The sequence below is a fragment of the Lysinibacillus sp. AR18-8 genome, from assembly GCF_001705465.1.
GTDB classification, from domain to species: domain Bacteria; phylum Bacillota; class Bacilli; order Bacillales_A; family Planococcaceae; genus Lysinibacillus; species Lysinibacillus capsici.
Window position 1 is genome coordinate 173,623 of sequence record NZ_MDGU01000004.1, and the last position, 22,388, is coordinate 196,010.

At 37.0% G+C, this 22,388-nt stretch carries 21 protein-coding genes; 6 read left to right on the forward strand and 15 right to left on the reverse strand.

The window, feature by feature from the left end; translation table 11 throughout:
* Nucleotides 1-38: 38 nt before the first annotated feature.
* Nucleotides 39-740: a response regulator gene (locus BFM98_RS02310; protein ID WP_016993520.1), complete on the reverse strand. Its 702-nt coding sequence runs from the start codon at nt 738-740 to the stop codon at nt 39-41.
* Nucleotides 741-757: 17 nt separating this feature from the next.
* The gene (locus tag BFM98_RS02315; RefSeq protein WP_048392208.1) at nt 758-2,338 is read right to left on the reverse strand and encodes an ATP-binding protein; all 1,581 of its coding nucleotides are present in this window, start codon (nt 2,336-2,338) and stop codon (nt 758-760) included.
* 111 nt (nt 2,339-2,449) lie between these two features.
* Here BFM98_RS02315 and BFM98_RS02320 point away from each other — a divergent pair, with 111 nt between their 5' ends.
* The 3 genes from BFM98_RS02320 (at nt 2,450) to BFM98_RS02330 (ending at nt 5,713) form a co-directional block, all read left to right on the forward strand.
* Entirely contained in the window at nt 2,450-3,499 is a 1,050-nt protein-coding gene (locus tag BFM98_RS02320) for a TRAP transporter substrate-binding protein (protein ID WP_048392207.1), read from the forward strand.
* A gap of 263 nt (nt 3,500-3,762) precedes the next feature.
* Nucleotides 3,763-5,022 carry a dicarboxylate/amino acid:cation symporter gene (locus tag BFM98_RS02325; protein WP_066036441.1) on the forward strand — a complete coding sequence of 420 codons (1,260 nt, stop codon included), beginning with the start codon at nt 3,763-3,765 and terminating at the stop codon, nt 5,020-5,022.
* A 154-nt stretch (nt 5,023-5,176) separates the two neighbouring features.
* Entirely contained in the window at nt 5,177-5,713 is a 537-nt protein-coding gene (locus tag BFM98_RS02330; RefSeq protein ID WP_066036442.1) for a tubby C-terminal domain-like protein, read from the forward strand.
* 73 nt (nt 5,714-5,786) lie between these two features.
* On the opposite strand, the gene BFM98_RS02335 is transcribed toward BFM98_RS02330, so the two are convergent.
* Nucleotides 5,787-6,413 carry a hypothetical protein gene (locus BFM98_RS02335; protein WP_066036443.1) on the reverse strand — a complete coding sequence of 209 codons (627 nt, stop codon included), beginning with the start codon at nt 6,411-6,413 and terminating at the stop codon, nt 5,787-5,789.
* A gap of 261 nt (nt 6,414-6,674) precedes the next feature.
* On the opposite strand from BFM98_RS02335, the gene BFM98_RS02340 reads away from it, so the two are divergent.
* Complete coding sequence (locus BFM98_RS02340; RefSeq protein WP_054550103.1) at nt 6,675-6,854, forward strand: hypothetical protein; 180 nt, start codon at nt 6,675-6,677, stop codon at nt 6,852-6,854.
* A 65-nt stretch (nt 6,855-6,919) separates the two neighbouring features.
* Here the strand turns inward: BFM98_RS02340 and BFM98_RS02345 are convergent, their stop codons facing one another.
* From BFM98_RS02345 to ccpN, 11 genes are all read right to left on the reverse strand, one after another.
* The gene (locus BFM98_RS02345) at nt 6,920-7,459 is read right to left on the reverse strand and encodes an NADPH-dependent FMN reductase (RefSeq protein WP_048392202.1); all 540 of its coding nucleotides are present in this window, start codon (nt 7,457-7,459) and stop codon (nt 6,920-6,922) included.
* Nucleotides 7,460-7,673: 214 nt separating this feature from the next.
* Nucleotides 7,674-7,922, reverse strand: coding sequence for a DUF2164 domain-containing protein (locus tag BFM98_RS02350; protein WP_048392201.1), 249 nt, complete (start codon nt 7,920-7,922; stop codon nt 7,674-7,676).
* Between the two features lie 112 nt (nt 7,923-8,034).
* Nucleotides 8,035-8,259: a hypothetical protein gene (locus tag BFM98_RS02355; protein ID WP_048392200.1), complete on the reverse strand. Its 225-nt coding sequence runs from the start codon at nt 8,257-8,259 to the stop codon at nt 8,035-8,037.
* 14 nt (nt 8,260-8,273) lie between these two features.
* Nucleotides 8,274-9,395, reverse strand: coding sequence for a Nif3-like dinuclear metal center hexameric protein (locus BFM98_RS02360; protein ID WP_048392199.1), 1,122 nt, complete (start codon nt 9,393-9,395; stop codon nt 8,274-8,276).
* Between the two features lies 1 nt (nt 9,396).
* A complete protein-coding gene (locus BFM98_RS02365) occupies nt 9,397-10,089 on the reverse strand; it encodes a tRNA (adenine(22)-N(1))-methyltransferase (RefSeq protein ID WP_048392198.1) in 693 nt (230 codons plus the stop codon).
* A gap of 164 nt (nt 10,090-10,253) precedes the next feature.
* Nucleotides 10,254-10,616 carry a cytochrome c550 gene (gene cccA, locus BFM98_RS02370; protein WP_016993532.1) on the reverse strand — a complete coding sequence of 121 codons (363 nt, stop codon included), beginning with the start codon at nt 10,614-10,616 and terminating at the stop codon, nt 10,254-10,256.
* 462 nt (nt 10,617-11,078) lie between these two features.
* Nucleotides 11,079-11,645: a hypothetical protein gene (locus BFM98_RS02375; protein ID WP_004227167.1), complete on the reverse strand. Its 567-nt coding sequence runs from the start codon at nt 11,643-11,645 to the stop codon at nt 11,079-11,081.
* Between the two features lie 245 nt (nt 11,646-11,890).
* Nucleotides 11,891-13,018, reverse strand: coding sequence for an RNA polymerase sigma factor RpoD (gene rpoD / locus BFM98_RS02380; RefSeq protein WP_004227165.1), 1,128 nt, complete (start codon nt 13,016-13,018; stop codon nt 11,891-11,893).
* A gap of 32 nt (nt 13,019-13,050) precedes the next feature.
* Nucleotides 13,051-14,883 (reverse strand): DNA primase, encoded by a 1,833-nt coding sequence (dnaG, locus tag BFM98_RS02385; protein WP_083225209.1) that lies wholly within the window; start codon nt 14,881-14,883, stop codon nt 13,051-13,053.
* A gap of 206 nt (nt 14,884-15,089) precedes the next feature.
* Complete coding sequence (locus tag BFM98_RS02390; protein ID WP_066036445.1) at nt 15,090-15,902, reverse strand: pyruvate, water dikinase regulatory protein; 813 nt, start codon at nt 15,900-15,902, stop codon at nt 15,090-15,092.
* Between the two features lie 15 nt (nt 15,903-15,917).
* Nucleotides 15,918-16,550 carry a transcriptional regulator CcpN gene (gene ccpN, locus BFM98_RS02395; RefSeq protein WP_004227151.1) on the reverse strand — a complete coding sequence of 211 codons (633 nt, stop codon included), beginning with the start codon at nt 16,548-16,550 and terminating at the stop codon, nt 15,918-15,920.
* 427 nt (nt 16,551-16,977) lie between these two features.
* Here ccpN and BFM98_RS02400 point away from each other — a divergent pair, with 427 nt between their 5' ends.
* Nucleotides 16,978-18,363: a glycine--tRNA ligase gene (locus BFM98_RS02400; RefSeq protein WP_004227145.1), complete on the forward strand. Its 1,386-nt coding sequence runs from the start codon at nt 16,978-16,980 to the stop codon at nt 18,361-18,363.
* A gap of 44 nt (nt 18,364-18,407) precedes the next feature.
* Here BFM98_RS02400 and BFM98_RS02405 read toward each other — a convergent pair whose 3' ends face one another.
* Nucleotides 18,408-20,138, reverse strand: a complete 1,731-nt coding sequence (locus tag BFM98_RS02405; protein ID WP_233732089.1) for an HD-GYP domain-containing protein — start codon at nt 20,136-20,138, stop codon at nt 18,408-18,410.
* A gap of 826 nt (nt 20,139-20,964) precedes the next feature.
* Here BFM98_RS02405 and BFM98_RS02410 point away from each other — a divergent pair.
* Nucleotides 20,965-22,365, forward strand: a complete 1,401-nt coding sequence (locus BFM98_RS02410) for an S-layer homology domain-containing protein (RefSeq protein ID WP_066036446.1) — start codon at nt 20,965-20,967, stop codon at nt 22,363-22,365.
* Nucleotides 22,366-22,388: the final 23 nt, after the last annotated feature.

Below are 22,388 nucleotides of genomic sequence, written 5' to 3' on the forward strand. Positions count from 1 at the left end.
AAAAATCCTGATTGTTATTATGACAATCAGGATTTTCTTTATTTACTAAAGTAATAGTTTATAGGACGACCAATGCCACCATAATGGACATCCATTGTGATTTCCTCTTGTTTTTCAAGGTAATCTAAATATCTTCTAGCTGTTACGCGGGCAATGCCAATTCCACTGGCTACTTCTTCCGCTGAGGCACCATCCACCGATTGTAAAAAGTGCACAACCTTTTCAAGTGTTGTACGATTAAAACCTTTTGGGAGATTTTTTTCGGATTTCAATGTAACAGATTGATCCAACATAGTTTGTCCATCACGATAATGAAATAACTGATCTAATTCTCCCTGTGTGAGCTCTCGTTCTGTTTGAGTTTGCTTGTTAAAGCGTAAATAATTGTCAAGTGTCCCTTTAACACGTTCAAAAGAAAAGGGCTTCATAATATAATCAAAAACACCTAGATGCAGTATCTGTTTCACTGTCTCCATATCATTTGCGGCTGTCACGGTAATAACATCTACTGGTAGATCGAGCTCACGTATTTTGCGTAAGCTTGTAATACCATCTTGCTCTGGCATAAAAATATCCATAAAAACTAAATCAGGCTTCAGTTGGCAAATTTGCGTAATGCCTTCTAACCCATTAGGTGCCTGTCCAACCACTTGAAAATGCTCTACCTTTTCAATAAATTGGCGATTTACCTCTCGTACCATTGGATCATCCTCAATTAATAATACTCTAATCTGTGCCACTGCTAGCCCTCCATCCATTATGAATAATAAAAGGTGATTAAAAAACTTGTTCCTTTGTTAGGCTCACTGATGACTTCGATGTCACCCTGCCCTTTTTCGACAATTTCCTTTATTAAAAATAACCCTATTCCACGGTAGTTTTTCTCTTTTGTAGAATAACCATTATCAAAAATGTGCTGCTTGACCTCTTCCGTCATGCCAACACCATTATCGGTTACTAATATGGCTAATACGTCATCATCTTCATCCACAGAAACATGAATCACCTTCTCCTCGACCTGTACATCCTTTAATGCATCAAACGCATTTTCTATCAAATTACCAAAGAGAATGACGAAATCATGATGATCCAAATTAGCTGGAAATGATGTAAATCGGCTTTCACGGTCAATTTCCAATCGAATTCCTTGTTCCTTCGCATAGGAAATTTTACTGAGCAATAGCCCAGAAATATTTTCATTTTTTATTCGTTCGTTTAAAAAGTTAGTGATTTCATCATGCTCTTCCTTCACTTGTGTTAAGTAAGAAAGTGCCTGTTCATGATGACCTAGCTGTAAAAGACCCGCTATCGTATGCAGTTTATTTTTATGTTCATGTGTTTGTACACGAAGGGCTTGGACAAATGCTCTAACGCCTGTTAATTCTTCGGCAAGCTTTTTCACTTCCGTACGGTCTTTAAACATGGCCACTGCCCCAACAGTTTCGCCATTAACCTGTATCGGAATTCGATTACTCATAATACTATGATTATTAATATACAGCTCACGATTAAATAACGGCTGATCCAGCTCTAAAATTTCAGGAAGTCGTGTATCTGGCAAGACATGAAAGATTTTCTGTCCAATCAATGTAGAGGGTTTTTCATAAACGCCTAAGATATCACAGGCTTTTTCATTAAAAATCGTAATGGTCAAATCATTATCGATAGCAATGATGCCTTCGTGCATGGCATTAAACGTTTCTGTACGTTCTACATACATTTTGGCAATTTCATGCGGCTCTAACCCAAACATTTGCTTTTTCATATGAAGCCCCAATGTTCGTGCTCCCCATACACTAAATAGTAACGATAATAGTACAGTAACCATTAGTTCGGTTTGCATTGTTTGCAGTAACTCCACTACCGTAAGAACACTGTACCCTACTACTGTAACACCTATTTGTTGTCCTTCATGGTTCATAATCGGAACAAACGCACGAACCATATTACCGTGTTCTCCACGTGCAATCGACGTATAGTAATGCTCTGAAAAAGCGGCGTTTAAATCTCCAGATTGAGATATTCGACCAAGTTCCTGGCTATTAGGATGGGAATATTTTCGTCGTTGCATATCAAGAACAACAATATATTTTGCCCCATTGATATCACGGATTTCCTCTACAACAGGATTAATATGCTGTACGGCATCATAGTAATTTTCACTAGCAATATATGTTTTTATTTCAGGAAGCTGAGAGACGGTTTTTGCTACAAGGAGTGCTTGATCACTTAGTTTGGTCTTTTGCTCATTCATGACAAAACCTAACAAAAAAGTACCGCCAATGCTAAAGGAAAGCATGAGAATAAAAAAAGTCAGAGACATAATTTTTCTTTGCATGGATAACTTCTGAAATTTCAACTGACCGCCTCCCTCCTACTATATTTTAGCTTACTCCATATGTTAGAATAACAAAAACATCAGAAAATACGAATTAATTGGGTGTATACAATGAAAAAATTTATTATTGGTACGATTATAACTGTGCTTGTGTTAATCCTCACTATCAGTGTTCAACAAGGATTACTATTCGCCAAGCCACTTCCCTATGATGATGAGCAAAAGGGTTTAGACACACAGATAACAATTCATTTAAGTCATGTCGTCGCTGAAAATACCCCTAAAGGCCAAGCTGCCAACAAATTTGCTGAGCTAGTAGAAGAAAAAACAAACGGGAAGGTCAAAGTACATGTCTACTCCAACTCCTCTTTATTTAATGATGAAAATGAATTTCAGGCATTGCAAAAGGGAGAAGTGGAAATGATCATCCCTACTTTTTCTAAAATGACAGCTTATGTTCCTAATTGGCAGGTGCTTGATTTACCCTTTCTGTTTAATACAAATGAGGAAGTAAAGGAAGTCCTAACGGGTTCTATTGGTGAACAATTGGTTAATGAGCTAGAGCCGTTCCATATTAAAGGGCTTGGCTTTTGGTACAATGGGTTTAAGCATCTAACCTCTGTTGAGCAGCCTATTCATAACTTTGAAGATTTACAGGGCTTACGAGTGCGTACGATGCCAAGTAAAACATTAGAAAAGCAATTTGAAGTGGTCAAAGCAACACCTATACCTATTTCTTTTAGTGAGGTCTTTTCGGATTTAGAGAAGCATGCAATAGACGCACAAGAAAATACCGCTTCTAATATCTATTCAAAGGGTTTTTACAAAGTACAAAAGCATATGACTATCACTCAGCATGGGATTTTAGGCTATGCTGTGTTAATGAATGAAACCTTTTGGAATTCTCTACCTATCAAAATTCAGCATCAGTTGTTGGATGCTATGAAAGAAACAACCGATTGGCAATTTGAGCAGGCTGAACTTATGAATGAACAAGATATGGACAAGCTGAAACAGCTAGATGATTTTGATGTGTATACAATGAGTCCCCAAGAAAGACAACGCTTTAAGGAACAACTTGCACCTGTTTATGATTTTTATAGAGCCCATATTCAAAACGATCAAATCTTAGCAGAGATTGAAAAAATCGTTGATCCCTAATACTTTTGTTCATTAATGAAAAATCCTTACAAAACGTAAGGATTTTTTCTATTGTATTATAATAGATTCGCGAATCTCACAACTACTATAAAACAGCTTAAAACCCTTGATATTACTAGCCTTAATACCCCTTTCTCTCAGAATGAACAAAATGAACAATACAACCATTACGGTCATAAACACTATTGTCGGAAAATTTCAGCTATGATAACCACATGAAAGCGTTCACACAATATTCATAGATGTTGTAGGGGGAGAACTATATGCGGATAAATTTTAAAAACTTAACAGTACAAGTATTGATTGCCATTGTACTAGGGATTATCGTCGGAGCAACATTCCCAGAATTCGGAGCAAAGCTCAAAATCTTGGCGGATATATTTATTAAACTTATTAAAATGTTAATAGCACCAATTATCTTCTTAACAGTCGTAATCGGCATTGGTAGCATGGGGGATGTCAAAAAGGTTGGTAAAATTGGTGGAAAAGCTTTAATTTATTTTGAAATTGTTTCAACTTTTGCCCTTGCAATTGGCTTAATCGTTGTCAATATTGTTCAACCAGGTAAAGGTTTTAATACAGATGCAGCAAGCGGTGCTGATGTTTCACAATATACAGAAGCAGCGGCGGCAGAGCATGGTTTAGGTGCATTTGTTATGCAAATTATTCCTGAAAATGTAGTTGGTGCTTTAGCAAATGGTGAATTATTACCAGTCTTGTTCTCAGCTGTTTTATTTGGACTAGCTGCGGCGGCGATTGGAGAACCAGCTAAACCTGTTATTAAATTTTTCGAGCAAGTTGCAGATATTTTCTTTAAAATCGTTAACATGGTGATGAAAATTTCTCCTATTGGTGCGTTTGGTGCCATGAGTTATACAATCGGAAATTTTGGACTTAAATCATTAGGAAACTTAGGATTTTTAATGCTATCTGTTTACATTACAATGTTCATTTTTATTGTTGTGATCATTGGATTGATTACCCATTACTTTGGCTTTAGTATTTTTAAATTTATCAAGTACATTAAAGATGAAATCTTTATCGTTATCGGAACATCTTCATCTGAATCTGCATTACCTTCCATGATGCGCAAGCTTGAAAACTATGGTTGTTCAAAGCAAGTGGTTGGGCTGGTGATTCCTACAGGCTATTCATTTAACTTAGATGGAACATCCATTTACTTATCAATGGCTGCTATCTTTATTGCGCAAGCCTATGGTGTGGATTTAGATGTTTGGCATCAAATTACGCTATTAGCCATCTTAATGCTTACTTCTAAAGGGGCAGCTGGTGTAACAGGCTCTGGCTTTATTACACTTGCAGCAACATTAGCAGCCTTCCCGATGATCCCAGTAGAGGGGATTGCCCTTTTAATCGGCGTAGATCGTTTCATGTCAGAAGCACGTGCAGTTACAAATCTAATTGGTAATGGTGTAGCAACAGTGGTCGTGTCAAAAATGGAAAAAGAATTTGATACAGAGCAGGAAAAGCGTGCTCTATCCGGTCATACCCAAATGTCATAAAATGAACAGGCTGCTGAAAGCGGAAATAATTTGCTACTTCAGCAGCCTGTTCTTTTATTTATAAAGAGGCAAGTAGATAAAAAACACCGTAGAGCTAGTTTCTTGAAACCTCATCGACTACCTACTCGTATAAATAATGACTGGAGGTTTCTTTATGACAACTTTTACACTTACCTATCCGAAGGGCTTTAAAAGCTTCACTGGTATTCCAATCGTGAATGAACAGAACGAAACAGTATGTGTACTTCAAAAAATGGAGCGTACCTCTGCTGGTAAAGTACTGAATGCTGTCTTGCTGGTAGCTGCACAGCAAACATTACCGTACCGTTATGAGACACGAACTACTTTAGGTGCACCCCTTTTTCAAGTACAATCTACCCTGTTAACAAAAGGAGTCAGCCATCAAATTGTTATGCCTGATGGCAGCTTGATACCCATTCAACGGAAAACAGTGCAATTATTAGAATCCTCTTATTCATTTACAATGGACGATTTAGAATTTCGTTTTGAAAAGGATTTTACCTCTACTGCTTATTTATATTGCAATGATGAAAAGATTGCGAGTGCAAGCTCTATTGAGACTGAGCTAGTACAGATAGGTATACAGTTTAAGCTTTTCCATGCGGATGATATGCGCTTTGTTGCACTCCTAGCAACTCTTTATCAAGCTCTCTTTGCAACAACTACATAGCTGCTTTAAACATGTCAAAGGCATCGAGCATTAAAATCTCGATGCCTTAATCCTATGTTATTTTTCTACACAGCTAATTTATTTTTTCTCGTTGGGCATTTAATATGTTAATAACATAGGAAGCATTTTGTGATGCTTTTGCTTGTACAATCTTCTTGATGGCTTCTTCCATCCTTAAAGCTAACTCAAGTGCCTCATGCGTAGCGCCCTTTATCGTTGTTTGTATGGTAATGGTTGTTCGATTTTCAATAACTAAATATTCATATACGTCAAAAGCTTCTAAGCCCGCAATTAAATCTTCCATCAAAAGGTTCATATCATCCCCCATTATCTTGTTGTTATCAAGCAAGGAGGTAAACTCCCATCTTTCAAAAACTATGGGATAGTCCTTTAAGGGAGACGTTTTTAAAGCATTTTTTGCTATGGATTCCATATCTTTTTTAATTGACTGGAAATAGTCTTCTCCGCCTACAACTTGGATTACTAATTCCTTTTCTTCCGTCGTTTTAACGTCAATGCCGACATACTTTTCAAGTAGCTTATCCTTCAATCGAACCAGACTCAACTCTTCATTTGTTATAAGCGATTGAGCCTCTTTATTTGCTTCTGACCTTTTCTCTCCTGCAAATCTATCAAATAGGACCAACATAGATATAATGACTACCAACAGTCCGATGACAAGCCCAAACCGTTTACCCATTGAATCCCTCCTGATAGGAAGGTATGTCCCCTTTTACTACAATATTCGCTTTTCTAGCTTGAAACAGCACATACTTTTCATACTAAAATGCAGTTTCCATACAGTATCTCCACTCTTCATAAGGGAAATTGTATCGCTTATTTTTCCCTATATATTCCGGGACGCGAAATAAATTTGCTTTGTTTTGTCCTTTCTGTGTCATGCTTCTCAAAAAGGAGTACACTTAAGAAGTAGTAATTCTATCATTATGGAGGGTTTTATATGGCATCAAAAGCAGCGGATATTAAAAATATACTAACATTAAATCTGCTTGTACAAATCTTAGAGGAACGTGGCATTATGACAGATAAAGAACTAAAAGAGCGTCTCACCAATACAGTAAAACTATCTTCGATGGAGAATGATTTAAAGGAAAAAGTCCTTGAAGAAATCAAACATTAATGGATTTTACCTCATCAAAAAACGACCGCTTTCTGAAAGCGGCCGTCTGAATCAAAGCTTTAAGTTTAGGATCGAATTGTTTTCAAAGCAGTTGACCATGGCACAAGCTGATCTAACATTTGATGAACTGAATCTGCTTGCACCTCTTTTGGTTTAAAGACAGAGCCGTTTTCAAAATCAGTAAATAATGATAATGCTGGATGTACTCGAACATCTGCAACTAGCAATTCTCCGAGAATTCCTCGTAGATGCTCTGCTGCACGCGCACCTCCAACAGAACCATAAGAGACAATACCAGCAGCTTTATTGTTCCATTCAACTCGTAAATAATCTAATGCATTTTTTAATGCACCTGTAATGGAGTGATTGTACTCCGCAACAATAAAGACAAAGCCGTCACAAGCTGCTACTTTTTCTGACCATGCAGCTACCCCAGAAGTATCTCCACCTGGTTCCCCTAAAAATGGTAATTTAAATTCAGCGATATCAATTATTTCATATTCCGCATCACGACGTTTTTCCGCAACTTCCTTTACCCAAGCTCCAACTTGTGGGCTTACACGACCTTCTCGCGTACTTCCTAAAATAATACCGATTTTTAACATATGACGCCTCCTCTTATCATCCATTCTTGTGACTCCATCACGGTTTATCGTACGTGTTCGCCACTCGTAACCATTTTGGTCAGAAAAATATCCCTTTATTCATCACCCGTTAATTAGCTCTGAATAGTTAGAATTGAATTATCTCTAATTCAAGATTAAGGTATCATCAACCATTCTTTCCTGTCAAATATTTAATCTAGAGGGATAAAGAGGATTATTTTGTTTTAATGGGCTGCTCCAATGCCTCTAATTCCTCTTCAATAGAGGCGTATTGTCTTTCCACAACATACTTGGCATCTGACAAGGCAGCATTATAAATATAGGGGGCAATATGCTCTTTGATAAAATCTAACATACGTTCAGCTTCAAATTCACTAATGTCTTCATCACGCTGATTATAAAAAAAACGTTGAATATCAGCAAGAATCATTTCCTGCTGATCTTTAGATAAACGAATAAACAAGACAACTCTCTCCACTTCTGTTAATCAATTTTCTCTACATCTTATCACTGTTCATAGATTCCTTGCATTCAAAAAGGCTGAAACACTAGTACTGCTAGCGTTCAGCCCCATCTCATTGTTTACATTCAAATGAGTAGCTAGTGGATAAAAAGTTTTTCTCCTTTGCTACAATTGCTTGTCCACCATCATCTTCACATTGCTGTGTCATTGCATCGATTTTCTTATCATTGACCATATTGGTCATCACCGTCATACCAATACCAAAAACAACGATGAATAAACCAATCATGATCCATAGCTTGCCTGCTTTATTACCAGCTGGTCTTTCATTAGCCATATTAGTTCCCTCACTTATACAAATAAAAATGGTTCTGTATGGATCGTTGATTGGATGAATTCAACCAAATATTTTTTATCCTCACATAGTTCAGCCATTTTTTTTGCTACTCCTGCAATCATTACCTTTTCTACATGATGACCAGGATCTACTATTTGCAGATCAATGGCTTGTGCGTCCTGAGCTGTATGGAAGTACATATCGCCTGTTAAGAAAACATCAGCTCCTGCACGTTTTGCCGCATAGATATATTTATTACCATCTCCACCAACAAGCGCAACCTTGCTGACCTTCGATTGTAAATCACCCACTACACGCACAGCTGGCACATCTAGTTGCTGTTTAACGAATTCAGCAAATTGTTGTAACGTCATGTCCTTTGTTAAGTAACCTACACGCCCTAATCCCATCACATTTGTTTGCTGCTCAAGACGTATCACATCATAGGCAGGCTCCTCATAAGGATGACTAGTAAGCATGGCCTTTAACACGCGGCCTTTAATAGATTCAGGAAAAACAACTTCTACCTTTACTTCTTCCTCCACATGTAATTCACCAACAGAGCCAACGAACGGATTAGCTCCTGCTAATGCACGGAACCGACCTTCTCCAGTCGTTGTATAACTACATGCTTCATAGTCGCCAATACGACCCGCCCCAGCTTTTGCAAGCGCCTCACGTAATGCTTGGGCATTAGCAGTTGGTATAAAGACTGCCAGCTTCAACAAATTCTCAGCATACGTTTCTTCTAATATTGACCGGTTTTTTAGCTGTAGGGCATCTGCTAATAAATCATTTACCCCACCTTCGGCTACATCTAAATTTGTATGAGCGGCATATACAGCAATATCGTGTTTAATGAGCTTTTCATATAAGCGCCCTGCTGGATGATCTGTGCGGATATTCGCTAGGCGTCTAAAGATTGGTGGATGATGTGCGATAATCAGCTCACAGCCTTTTTCTATTGCCTCATTTGCCACGGCTTCATTGACATCTAACGTCACCAAAACTTTACTTACAGGTTTGTTGAGGGTCCCTATCGCTAGTCCAATTGGATCATTGTCCATACAAGCTAGTTTTTTGGGCGACCATGCTTCGAACACTTGAATAACTTCTTGGCCATTTACCGTTTTCATCTTACAAAACTCCTTCTACTAAATGTATCAGAGCCGTTAACTCTGCACGCTTTTCTTCAATTTCAGGTGTTTGTTCTGCTCCTTCAATGGATTGTAGTACACGTTGCCAATTGTCTTTTTCACGCAACCATTTTTTCGTAAATGCTGGCGATTTACGCAGGCTTAGCTTAGGTCCAAACAAAATCTCTGCTGTAGAGAGCTCCATTTGCCCTCTTTGTAACACAAGGATTTCATAGATTTTATCATCTTCCTCTAAAATCTCTTCATCAAGAATCGCCCATTGATGTGCTAAAGCCCACTCACGGATAACCTTGGCGTGAATATTTGGCTGTAGGATTAGACGTGTGACACCTTGAAGCTTTTCTGGATGCTTCTCTAGAATGGAAACAATTAATGGTCCACCCATGCCTGCTATTGTCACCGTATCCACATGGTCAGCTTCTTCTATCGCTGCTAAACCGTCTGCAAGGCGTACTGTAATTTTTTCAGTTAAGTTTTCCTTCTGTACTTGTCCTACCGCCGATTCATAGGGTCCTTTTACAACTTCCCCTGCTATGGCATATGAGGCAGTCCCTTTGTGAATTAAATAGCATGGTAGATAGGCATGGTCACTACCAATATCCGCCATGACTGCTCCTGTAGGAACAAATTTCGCTACTGCTTCTAATCGCTTTGAAAGTTTTTGTGCGTTCATTTTTATACCGCCTATCTTCAATAGAGTCCATTAATAGTATGGATGATGTCGTGAAAAAAAACAAATGGAGTTGTCTCACATTTCTATGTGGACAACCCCATCTTCATGATGCTTAAATCTAAAAAGTAGCTGTACTATTTCAGTACAGCTACTTGTCAGTTTTACTATTCTAAAGTAGAAATGTATTCAGCGATTGCTTTTGCTTCCTCTTCAGTTTTCATGTTTGGTTGCATTGGAGTACCTTCGATACCCTTTGTTAAAACTTCTACGATATGTGCTTCATCTAAGCCATGTAGATTTGGACCCATACTACCAGTTAAGTCACCACCATGACAACCGATACAAGATTGTACTAGTGCTGAACCATCAGCTTCTGCATCTGTTGTTTCTGTAGTAGTTTCGCCACCACCCTCATGTTCAGCAGCAATTTCTTTCTTGTTATCTGCACCTTGTAAAGACATGAAGAAAATAAGACCAATACCAAATGCCAGAATTAAGATGTAAGGAACGACTGGATTGTTTTTCATAAGTTTCCCCTCCTCATTTTAAGTCTACTTCTATTATAATATAGAATCAGTCAACATCTAATATTGTACTTCATTAACAAAGAAACGAAAAGCCCTATTCGCTAAGTTTTCCTTTGTTTGTAACAAATTCGACATTTCTGTATCTATTGGATAAAATATGTCTTGCCAACATCCAAAATTGGTCAAATTTATCCTTTTATACAATTTCTTTTTCATTATATTTATGCTGTTATCATACCCTTTTCACTCATTGATATACCCAAAATTAAAAAATCTGTACGTTTTTAATTAGCGTACAGATTTTGAATCTTCTGAGGTAAAAACTTTAACATGATACTGACCCTATTATAGATAAATTGTCACAAATTATGGTTTTATATAAACACTAAAGATCAATTAAGTTTCTAACCTGATTTAGTAGATGGAGTTCCTTGTACATCGATAGAAATACCATTTGCTAAATCAGGATAAATTTATGATATAGTACCCAACTAGTGCTATTAATCCTAAAGCACCTGAGACTGTGAAATATAGAAGTTTCATTTTAATACCTGACAAAAGCCAAATGACACAATTTGCTGCAATCAAGCAAAATAAAACCGTATTATTTCCACTAAAATATGTAGTACAAATGCGGATCGACATACTAAATAACAGGATGGCCGCTAGTACATGAAAAATGGGAGCTAGTAGATGTTTTTTTCGAGCCATTTGCCACGCAGCAATAAATAAGATGCATGCACCTACTCCCACGATTACTGTAAAAATCAATGTTAAAGATTGCATTGTAAAATAGAGTGCCAAAACAGCCATTATGGCGATACATAGACCCACTACCAATAGGATCATTTTTCTTTTTTCTGATGGCAAGACCGCTTGTTTAGGATGTTGCACTGGTTCTAACTCCTCTATGTCAGCCCCCTCCGTATAAAGAGCTGCTAAAAAGTCACAATAGTGCTCAGGTAAAAGTTTATTTTGCTTCCAAAACAAAATTTCATTAAGGATTATTTTTTTGCGAGGATTTGTCATAGTGTTAGCTCCAAACATTGCTTAATAATGGTTGTATTACAATTTTATCTCACACTATTTGAAAACACATCTGTATAAAGTCGCAAATCTAGCATTTCCCTCATTCTAATTATCTATGATTGCATAGCATCGATAGGTGAATAGCAGGGCTAATTTCTTTTTGTTGACTTTTCAATTCTATAAAAAAGGAGCTATACCAATTAGTCATTTTCTCACTACTTGGATAGCTCCAGCTATTTTAAATTTTATTCTAAGAAGTCTTTTAAACGTTTACTACGAGAAGGATGGCGTAATTTTCTTAGTGCTTTCGCCTCGATTTGACGAATACGTTCACGCGTTACGCCAAAGACTTTCCCAACCTCTTCTAATGTACGTGTGCGACCATCGTCTAACCCAAAACGTAAACGAAGTACGTTTTCCTCACGGTCTGTTAACGTATCTAGTACATCTTCTAATTGTTCTTTTAACAGTTCATAGGCTGCATGGTCGGAAGGAGATTGTGCTTCTGAATCCTCGATAAAGTCTCCTAAATGGGAATCATCTTCTTCTCCAATTGGTGTTTCAAGAGATACTGGTTCTTGTGCAATTTTTAAAATTTCACGTACTTTTTCAGGTGTTAAATCCATTTCTTCTCCAATTTCCTCTGGAGAAGGCTCACGACCTAAATCTTGTAAAAGTTGACGTTGTACACGTATTAATTTATTAATGGTTTCGACCATATGAACAGGAATACGAATCGTACGCGCTTGGTCAGCGATTGCGCGTGTAATCGCCTGACGAATCCACCATGTAGCGTAAGTCGAGAACTTAAATCCTTTACGATAATCGAATTTTTCAACAGCCTTAATAAGACCCATATTTCCTTCTTGAATTAAATCAAGGAATAGCATTCCACGACCAACATAGCGTTTTGCAATCGATACAACTAGACGTAAGTTCGCTTCCGCAAGGCGTTTACGCGCTTCCTCGTCCCCTTGCTCAATACGTTCAGCAAGTGCAATTTCTTGCTCAGCAGATAATAAATCTACTCGGCCGATTTCTTTTAAATACATACGTACAGGGTCATTGATTTTAACACCTGGTGGCACACTCAAATCATTTAAGTCGAAAGTTTCTTCGTTCGCTTCTTCTTTCATTAGACTTTCTTCTTCAAATTCTTCTTTTCCAATGATTTGAATATCTTTATGCTTTTCAAGATCCTCAGCAAAATGGAAAATTTCTTCGTTTTCCAATTCATAAGGTGTTAGTTTCTCTGAAATTTCTTTCATTGAAATTTCACCCTCTGTTTTTGCTTTTTCTTGTAGGAATTTTTTTGCATCATCTAATGTAATTTCTACTTCTATCTCTTTTGAACGTTCTGACTTGTCCGCCATAAACCTTCCTCCTTCTAAACAACCGAATCGGGTTAAATCGCCGATAACGATTTTCTTAAATGAATAATCTGTTGGGCGATTTCAAGTGCACGTGCATACTCATGCATCTTCTCCGCTTCCTTTGACTCATGCATCTTTTGATAAATTTCTTGCTCAATTCTATATTTTTGAAGCTGACGGATAGAGTCCATAACCTCTGCCTCTGCTTGATCTGGATCTCGCTCAACTAAAGCCGCTTCCATGACAATTTTTCGTAATTCAGCGTCATCCAAAATTTCCACAAAACGTTGATAATCAGGATGACCATACTCCTCATAAAATCCAACTAAGCGAACAAAAACTGCCATATAGGCATCTCGTACAAATGGCTCTTTTTGCTCACTACGTAATACCCTGTCCACTACATCTATATTATGAAGCATATGAGCCAGTAATAAACGTTCGGCACGTTCGGCTGCGTCCATAGGCTTTTGTTGTTGCGTGACTGGCATTGAAGGTATCTGTGTAGGCATTTCTACTTTAGCAGAACGTACCTGATTAGCCTCCAGTTTTCGGAATTGGGCATAAATGGCTTCTTCCGAGATGTTTGTTTCATTTGATAGCTGTCGTATATACAAATCTCGTTCAACTGGTGAAGATCTTCCCACTAGCTGCTCAAGAACTTCTTGAATATATTGAAGCGTATCATTTTCAAATTGAAAGTTCTTATTGCGTCTAGCATGCATCATCATAAAAGCAATATACGCATGAGGTTTTTCCAAAATTTGTTCCTTAAATGCTTGTCCACCTAAAGTGTGAATGTATTCATCAGGATCTAATTTTTCTGGCAACACGGCAATATCGACTTTCAATCGCTCTGTATGCAGTAGCTGCGCCGCTCGTTTCGCTGCATCAAATCCAGCATTATCACCATCATAGCAAATCGTAATTTGCTCTACTAAGCGCTTTAGCTTTGTGATATGCTGATTTGTTAACGAAGTACCCATTGTCGCAACAACATTCATGACACCTACAGAGTTGGCTGCTAAAACGTCCATAAATCCTTCCATCAATACTACTTGACGATTTTTTCTGATAGAAGTTCGTGCTTTATCTAGGTTATACAGCACTTCACTTTTTTGGAAAATTGGTGATTCTGGACTATTTAAATATTTTGCTTCCTCACCATTGGATGAAAGGATACGTCCTGAGAAGGCAATAATTTTACCATTCTCATCTCGAATAGGAAACATGATACGTCCTCTAAAACGATCAAAATAACGCTCTTCTCCCTCTCTTTTGATGATTAAGCCACTTTCGGCAATTTCTTGTAAGTTATAACCTTTTCTTTCAAGCAATATTGTTAATGCATCAAAGCTTGGGAGAGACCAACCAATGTTATTAGATTCGATAAGTTCCCTTGTAAATCCTCTTTCTAGCAAATAATTTAAAGGTTCTTCACCATCTTCTGTATTCAACAGTAAATGATGAAAAAAATCTGCTGCAAAAGCGTGTGCTTCTTTCATCCTTTCTTCCGCTTTAGATATCTTTTTCGTTCCTCCAGGGAAACTTGGCTCAACATCTAAGTGTATGCCAACACGTTCCCCAAGTTTCACAACTGCATCAGGAAAAGAAATGCCTTCAATATCCATTACAAAAGTAATGGCATTGCCCCCTGCACCACAACCAAAGCAATGAAAAATTTGCTTGTCTGTAGATACAGAAAAAGACGGTGTTTGCTCTCCATGAAATGGACAGAGACCAAACCAATTTCGCCCACGCTTAGTAAGCTGCATGTATTCACTAATAACATCAACGATATCTGATTGTGTGCGAATCTGCTCAATTACTTCTTCTGGAATCTTCCCTGCCAAATCCATCACCATCTTTAATATTTGCGTTCTAGAAACACAATTCGCTATTCGTTTTAAAATTCCTTTATTTCTCGACAAAAAATTAGGATTTTTCTCTTATAAATATTTTTACCACAATTTTATTATTATAAAACAAAAATTAGTTTTTATCTATACCATTTTCAAAATCCACTCAAAAAAACCGCCTCTGCTAACCGAGGTGGTTTAAAATTCTATCCTTATTTACAGGTCAAAATATGTTCGATAATCGTATTTGCTGTCTCTTCAACAGCTTTATTTGTCACATCGATAACTTTACAACCTATTCTACCGACAATTTTTTCAAAATGCTGAATCTCATCAAGAATTCTTTCATGCTGTGCATAGATAGCATCATCATTCAAGCCGAGAGACATTAATCTTTCTTTCCGAATTGAGTTTAACTTCTCAGGGGAAATAATCAATCCAAAGCATTTTTTAGGGTCTATCTGTAATAGCTCTTCTGGTGGTTCTACCTCTGGCACTAAAGGTACATTCGCCACTTTATATTTTTTATGGGCTAAATATTGTGATAGTGGTGTTTTAGAAGTTCGTGATACACCAACTAGTACAATATCAGCCTGTAATAATCCTCTTGGATCTCTACCATCATCATATTTTACCGCAAATTCAATCGCTTCAATTTTTTTGAAATAATCATCATCCAGCAGATGAACAATACCAGGCGTTTCCAATGGATTTTCTTCCATAAAAGCTGCCATTGATTGTAAGGCTGGCCCTAAAATATCAACAGCCTGAATTTTTTCTTGTTCACATAAATCATGTAATAATTTACGCATTTCTTGGCGAACAAGTGTATAAACAATGAATGCTCGCTGTTGCGAAGCAAGAAAAACAATTTTACGGATAAGCTCCTCTGATTGAATATGTGGAAATCGACGAATCACAGTATTTTCAAGACCCGGTCGGAACTGGCTAATAACCGCTTTTGCAACTTGATCACCAGTTTCACCGACAGAATCAGATACAACAAATACGCGTAGTCTTTTCATGCAGCTCTCCTTCATTTAGACATTTTGTGCAAGAGATAAGAAAGCCCGTGTAATCGTTGTTTTTGTAAGACGACCAACAATCGTTAAACCACCCTCTTGCGGTTCAACTACTGGTAGTGAATCAACCTCACGTTCAATAAGTTTGTTCGCTGCAACAATTAAAGAATCTGATCTTTCACAGTACGAAATATTTGGCATACGCGTCATAATAATATGTACTGGAATTTTATTTAAATCCTGCGTGCCAATACTTGTACGCAGTAAATCTTTGCGAGATAGTACGCCTGTCAAAAACTCATTCTTATCTACGACAAAGAGTGTACCAACATCTTCTGAAAACATAAAGCAAATTGCATCATAAACCGTCATTGTTTCAGGGACAACTACTGGCCCTGAATGAAAATCCTTCACTTTTAAATTGTGAATACTATCTATTAATGTAACAGATGCCTTCTTACCTGAATAAAAATAACCAACCCTTGGTCTTGCATCCAGAAATCCTGCCATTGTTAGGATTGCTAAATCCGGTCTTAGAGTTGCTCTTGTCAGATTGAGACGTTCGGCAATATGTTCCCCCGTAATAGGGCCATTTTCTTTCACAATTTGTAATATGTCTTCCTGACGTTTATTGAGTTCGATTGGACTCACCGCCTCAAATCTAATAGTGTTATACTTATGCTCAATTATTATATACTATTTTAATAATTATTGCGAATTAAAGAACTACATGCTACAATATTGACACATACGCTTGCTCTATCAGTATTTTCGAGCAAATTGCGTTATACAGGCGATGATGGGAAAAAAGTATCTGTTCCATTCTATAGCGAGTAGAAGATGGTGAAAGTCTACACAGCAACAGAGAAAAGGCACTCCCTGAGCTAACTTTTTGAAAAGAGGTTTTAAACTACTCGTTTAAAACAATCAGGGTGGAACCGCGGGTATTAGCACTCGTCCCTGGGCATACAATGTGCCCGGAGACGGGTGCTATTTTCATTTAGTTGCAACTGAATGAAAAAACTATGGCGTTTTTACCGCTAAAACAACGTATTAAAAATTTAAAGGAGGCTATTTTATGGCTAACAAATCAATGGAAACCATCGTATCTTTAGCGAAGCATCGAGGCTTTGTCTTCCCTGGTTCTGAAATCTACGGAGGTTTAGCAAACACGTGGGATTATGGTCCACTAGGTGTCGAATTAAAAAATAATATTAAAAAAGCATGGTGGCAAAAGTTTGTTCAGGAATCTGAATACAATGTAGGTATTGATGCTGCTATTTTGATGAATCCAAAAGCTTGGGTTGCTTCTGGTCACGTAGGAAACTTCAATGACCCAATGATCGACTGTAAATCATGTAAGGCCCGCCACCGTGCAGATAAAATTATCGAAGACGCTGCATTAGCGAAAGGCGATGAAATCATTGTTGATGGTATGACATTCGACCAAATGAAAGAAACAATGATTAAATATGACGTAGTATGCCCTGATTGCGGAAAGGCTGATTTCACAGATATTCGCCAATTCAACCTCATGTTTAAAACATTCCAAGGTGTAACGGAATCCTCTACAAATGAAATTTATTTACGCCCAGAAACGGCACAAGGTATTTTCGTGAACTTTAAAAACGTTCAACGTTCTATGCGTAAACGTACACCATTTGGTATCGCACAAATCGGTAAATCTTTCCGTAACGAAATTACACCGGGTAACTTCACATTCCGTACACGTGAATTCGAACAAATGGAGCTTGAATTCTTCTGTAAACCTGGTGAAGACCTTGAATGGCATGCATATTGGAAAGAATTCTGTAAAAATTGGTTACTAAACCTAGGCATGAAAGAAGATTCGATGCGCCTTCGTGACCATGAGGATGATGAGCTATCTCACTACTCTAACGCTACAACAGATATCGAATTCAAATTCCCATTTGGCTGGGGAGAGCTTTGGGGTGTAGCAGATCGTACAGATTACGACTTAAAACAACATATGGAGCACTCTGGTGAAGATTTCACTTACATTGATCCTGTATCAAATGAACGTTATGTTCCTTATTGTATTGAACCATCATTAGGCGCTGATCGTGTAACATTAGCTTTCTTGTGTGATGCCTATGATGAAGAGGAACTAGAAGGTGATGATAAACGTACGGTTTTACGTTTCCACCCTGCTCTGGCTCCATTTAAAGCTGCTGTGCTACCACTTTCTAAAAAATTATCTGATGAAGCTACAGATGTTTGGGCTGAACTGCGTAAAGCCTTCCCTGTTGATTTTGATGAATCACAATCAATTGGTAAACGTTACCGTCGTCAAGATGAAATTGGTACACCATTCTGTATCACATATGATTTTGATTCAAAAGAGGATGGCCAAGTAACAGTACGTCATCGTGACTCTATGACACAAGTTCGTATGCCTATTGCTGAAGTAAAAGCATATATTGAAAAACACCTACAATTCTAATCACTTAAAAAAGAGGGGGTAGCCAGCAGGCAACTCCCTCTTTCTTATGCTTTAAATGTTGAAAATAAACGCTCTTGCATTTTTTCCTCGAATGAAAACTTTTTCATGCTCAAACCTATTAAGCTTACTAATAGCTCCTCAATATCCGCTAGTGAGTAATAAAGGAATGTACCTTCTCGCATTGGACGAACCCGTTTGTCAAAAGTTAGTTCATCTTCAATAAAGTAAGCGACATTAACATCACAATGTTCCATCAATTGTGTAATACGTTGATCATCACCTGGGTTTATAAAGAATGGCACAATTTTATCAATATACAAAATACTTTGAACAAGCTTAATGAAGAAATTTTCACGCAACGATGTCTCCACAACTAATATGGTCGTTTGCTCATGTTGATAATCCATATATAAAACGTTTAATTGCTCCTCTAGGAGCGTTTTTAAAATACCAATAGAATTGCGATACTTTGTCATATCCGTTTGGATTTCCCTTGTTAGTAAACGTAAAATACGAAAGGCTGGCAGAAAAATTTTTAAGACAATTTCTTTAGGATGTAAATGGTCAATTAATTTATTAAAATGAATTCTCAGATTATTTTCGTCACAGCGGATTAATTGCTCTACAAATAAGTTGAAAATCTCTTCAAAGCTATTCGCTCGATAGTCGATCATTTTCGTAATTCTCACACTATAGTTCAAAGGAAGATTCATTGATTTTTGCTCATCTAACAATCTTACTTTTGGTAATGTTGGAAATAAATCATAAACAAGTTCTACTTGTGCACTGCGATTATCGGATAACATAACAACAGAGTTTACTGGGTAAATCCCTAAACATTCTACAAATTTATGCATAAAGCTCTCATTATATAAATGTCGATCTCTGTATAAGACAGCTAAAGCATCTGTAGCACCATAGCCAACATGATAGACTCTCTTGGATGTCATCGCTGAATATACATCAACAATTTGTAATAATTGTACACCCTCACTCATATCATCCGCACAAAGTTGATTTGGATAGCCCTTTCCCGCAAAACGTTCATGATGATCTCTTGCCAAATAGGCAATGTCTTCCTCGTTATGTTCCATGAGTAGCTCGTAGCCTTTTGTTGTGTGCGTCTTTACAATATCGAACTCATCTTCAGAGAGTTTACGTTTCAGATTTAATATTTCTTGGGGTATAAAAACCTTCCCGATATCATGGAACAGGTAGCCCCTAGCTAATGTTTCAATATCTGTTAAACCTAGGTATCTAGCAAAAATTGTACCTAATACAAACACATCAAATGAATGGACAAATGAATACTCGTCCCATTCCTTTAAACGCATAAGTAGCTCATAGCGATGTTTTTTTTCCAAAATCTTTTCAAAAACACCTCTTACATAAGCCGTATCCTGTATGCTTTTAAGAATTTGTCCATAGCGTAATTCGTGCACGACATTCTCCAACGTTGTCATAAAAAGCTGACTAACTGTCTCTTTATAATCATCCACAGGATCTCTTTTTTCAATTAATGGGGCAAATAGATCTTCATATTCTCTTGTTCGTTGAGCACTTAAATCATGTACAACTCGAACTGAATTAGATGGCAAATAGACAGATAATTCATCTACTTTACGAAGTTTAAGTAAGGCAATAATTCGCTCCGTTAAAACTAAATCCTTTTTAGCCAATAAACGATACTCTGAAAAAATATCTTCTGCTAATATATCATTTGCTTCAACTTCATGAATACTTAAGGTTACTTTTCGTAGCATATATTTTGCCACATACGCAATGTACTAAGCACTATGTGACTCCCTCCTTCTTCCATAGGACTGCGCTATTCTGATAAACGTATAACAATACGTTTTGCTGATAGAGGCTTTTATATTTCATAGGCATGTCTAAAGTGATCTAGCGTACATCAGTTTCGATGGAGATTAAACGACTTAATTATATTTAAAAAATATAATTACCATTATCTATACCATTTACAATATCATAGGTTAAAATGCCTTTTCAACTAGTATATGGGTCTCGAATGAACAGTTTCTACCACTTATATAATGAAAACTAAACAAAAATACAAATCTTTTTACCTATTAAAATACTTATAAATATATAAATAAATAAAAATATAGATAAATAAGACTTCATATTATTCATTTAAAGACGGAAAAATAACAAATAAAATTAAATTTACGCAATAATTTTATTTTGTAAAAATTGAAATTTATTCATTAAAAAGAAAGGTAATCTAGTTGCATCCTCCTATAAAATCAAAGGTATTTCTTTTTATTTAAAAGATAAAATGAAGCGAGTTCTGTGCTATGCAAGTTAATTAGTTTTAGCTCCCCCTTTTTACATAAGGTATAATCGATTACCGAACAGTCATGATATGGATGAAATTCCCTCTATGCGTTGTTCCATCTTTTTGGTATAAATAAGTTATTATAGTTAGTATTAGCTGTTAAATAATGAATAATTGACAGGCTAAAGACACATCACCTTTTAACATTCATTCGTCCGGAAGTTTGAACTGATACATAGGAAGGTCTGACCAGAAATATATATACTATAAAATTTTCTATTGTACTTTTTGGAGGAATTTAATTGCAGTCTCAACGTTTATTTCAACTAGCTATGGCTTCTGCTTTAGCAACAAGTGCGATTATTATCGCACCACCCGCACACGCAGCATCATTTTTTCCTGATATCAACCCAACCAATGAAGAAGGTAAGGCTATTATTCAATTAGCAGAGCGTGGCATTATTTCAGGCTATATGGATGGGACATTTAAACCCGCTAATCCTATTACACGTACACAGGCTGCGAAGATTTTAGCAGGTATTTTAAAGTTAGATACAGTTCACGTAAAAAATCCCCAATTCAAAGACATCAAACCTGGCGATGAAAACTACGGAGCCATTGCAGCATTAGCAAATGCTGGCATTATTAATGGTGCAAATGGTTATTTCTACCCTACTCAAAATATAACTCGCGAGCAAATGTCTAAAATGATTGCGAAAGGCTTTGGATTAACAAGTACGAGTAACACACAATTACCATTTACAGACGTTAAAAAGGGGAATGAATTTGAGCCTCATATTAAAGCATTGTTTGCAAATGGGATTACCAAAGGAACATCTGCAACCACTTTCGGCCCAAAAAGCAATGTAAAGCGCTCTCAGCTGGCTGCTTTTGTTGTACGAGCTGAAAAGTTGCTAGGCAATGCAACCGTCTATGCAAGTCAATTTAAACAGGACTATATTTTTGCTTCTTATGGTGGTCTTGAGCCAGCAGAGGATATTTTCACATGGAATGAAGAGGAAGATATGACAGAGTCTATCACAATTACCCCTATAAAAGAAGGTACGGGTAAATTAGTGATTACTGGATTGACTGATGATTCAGAGGACTTTATTGACATTTTTTATTTAGTACATGTCAAAAATGTAAATGGTAAGCTGAAGGTAACACTTGAAGAAGTAGAAGAAGATGATTATATCGAAAATTTACCACTCGATTTGTCTGAGAGCAAATTACCATTCATACCAACAGAGGTGACGGTTCAAAACGCGAATGGACAGCCACTCGCTTCAAATTTCTATAACTTTAATCAACAAGATCAAACACTGTCCATTTCGCAAAATGGACAATACATTGTTACATTTTCAGATGGGACGCAACAACAAAAGATGGCCGCAGATGTGTATTCCTATGATTTTGTTCGCAGCATTGATTTATATCATTTGACAGATGAATTAATACTGACAGCGCAAGAATTACCTTTCGAACCAACACATGTAGCACTCGAAAGCTTTGGTTTTGAGCCAGTGCCTGTAAAAGCGACAATTCTTGACGGGCAACTACATATTACGCCAAAAGCTGAAGGTCTAGCGATTCTCCATTTAACAGGTAAAAACAATGAAACATCATACCTTTATATTGAAAGTAAAAAAATTGCTGGACAGTGGGCCTTTTTAGTGACAGAGGATGAGGATGAATTTTAAATAACGTGAAATGCCAGATGAAC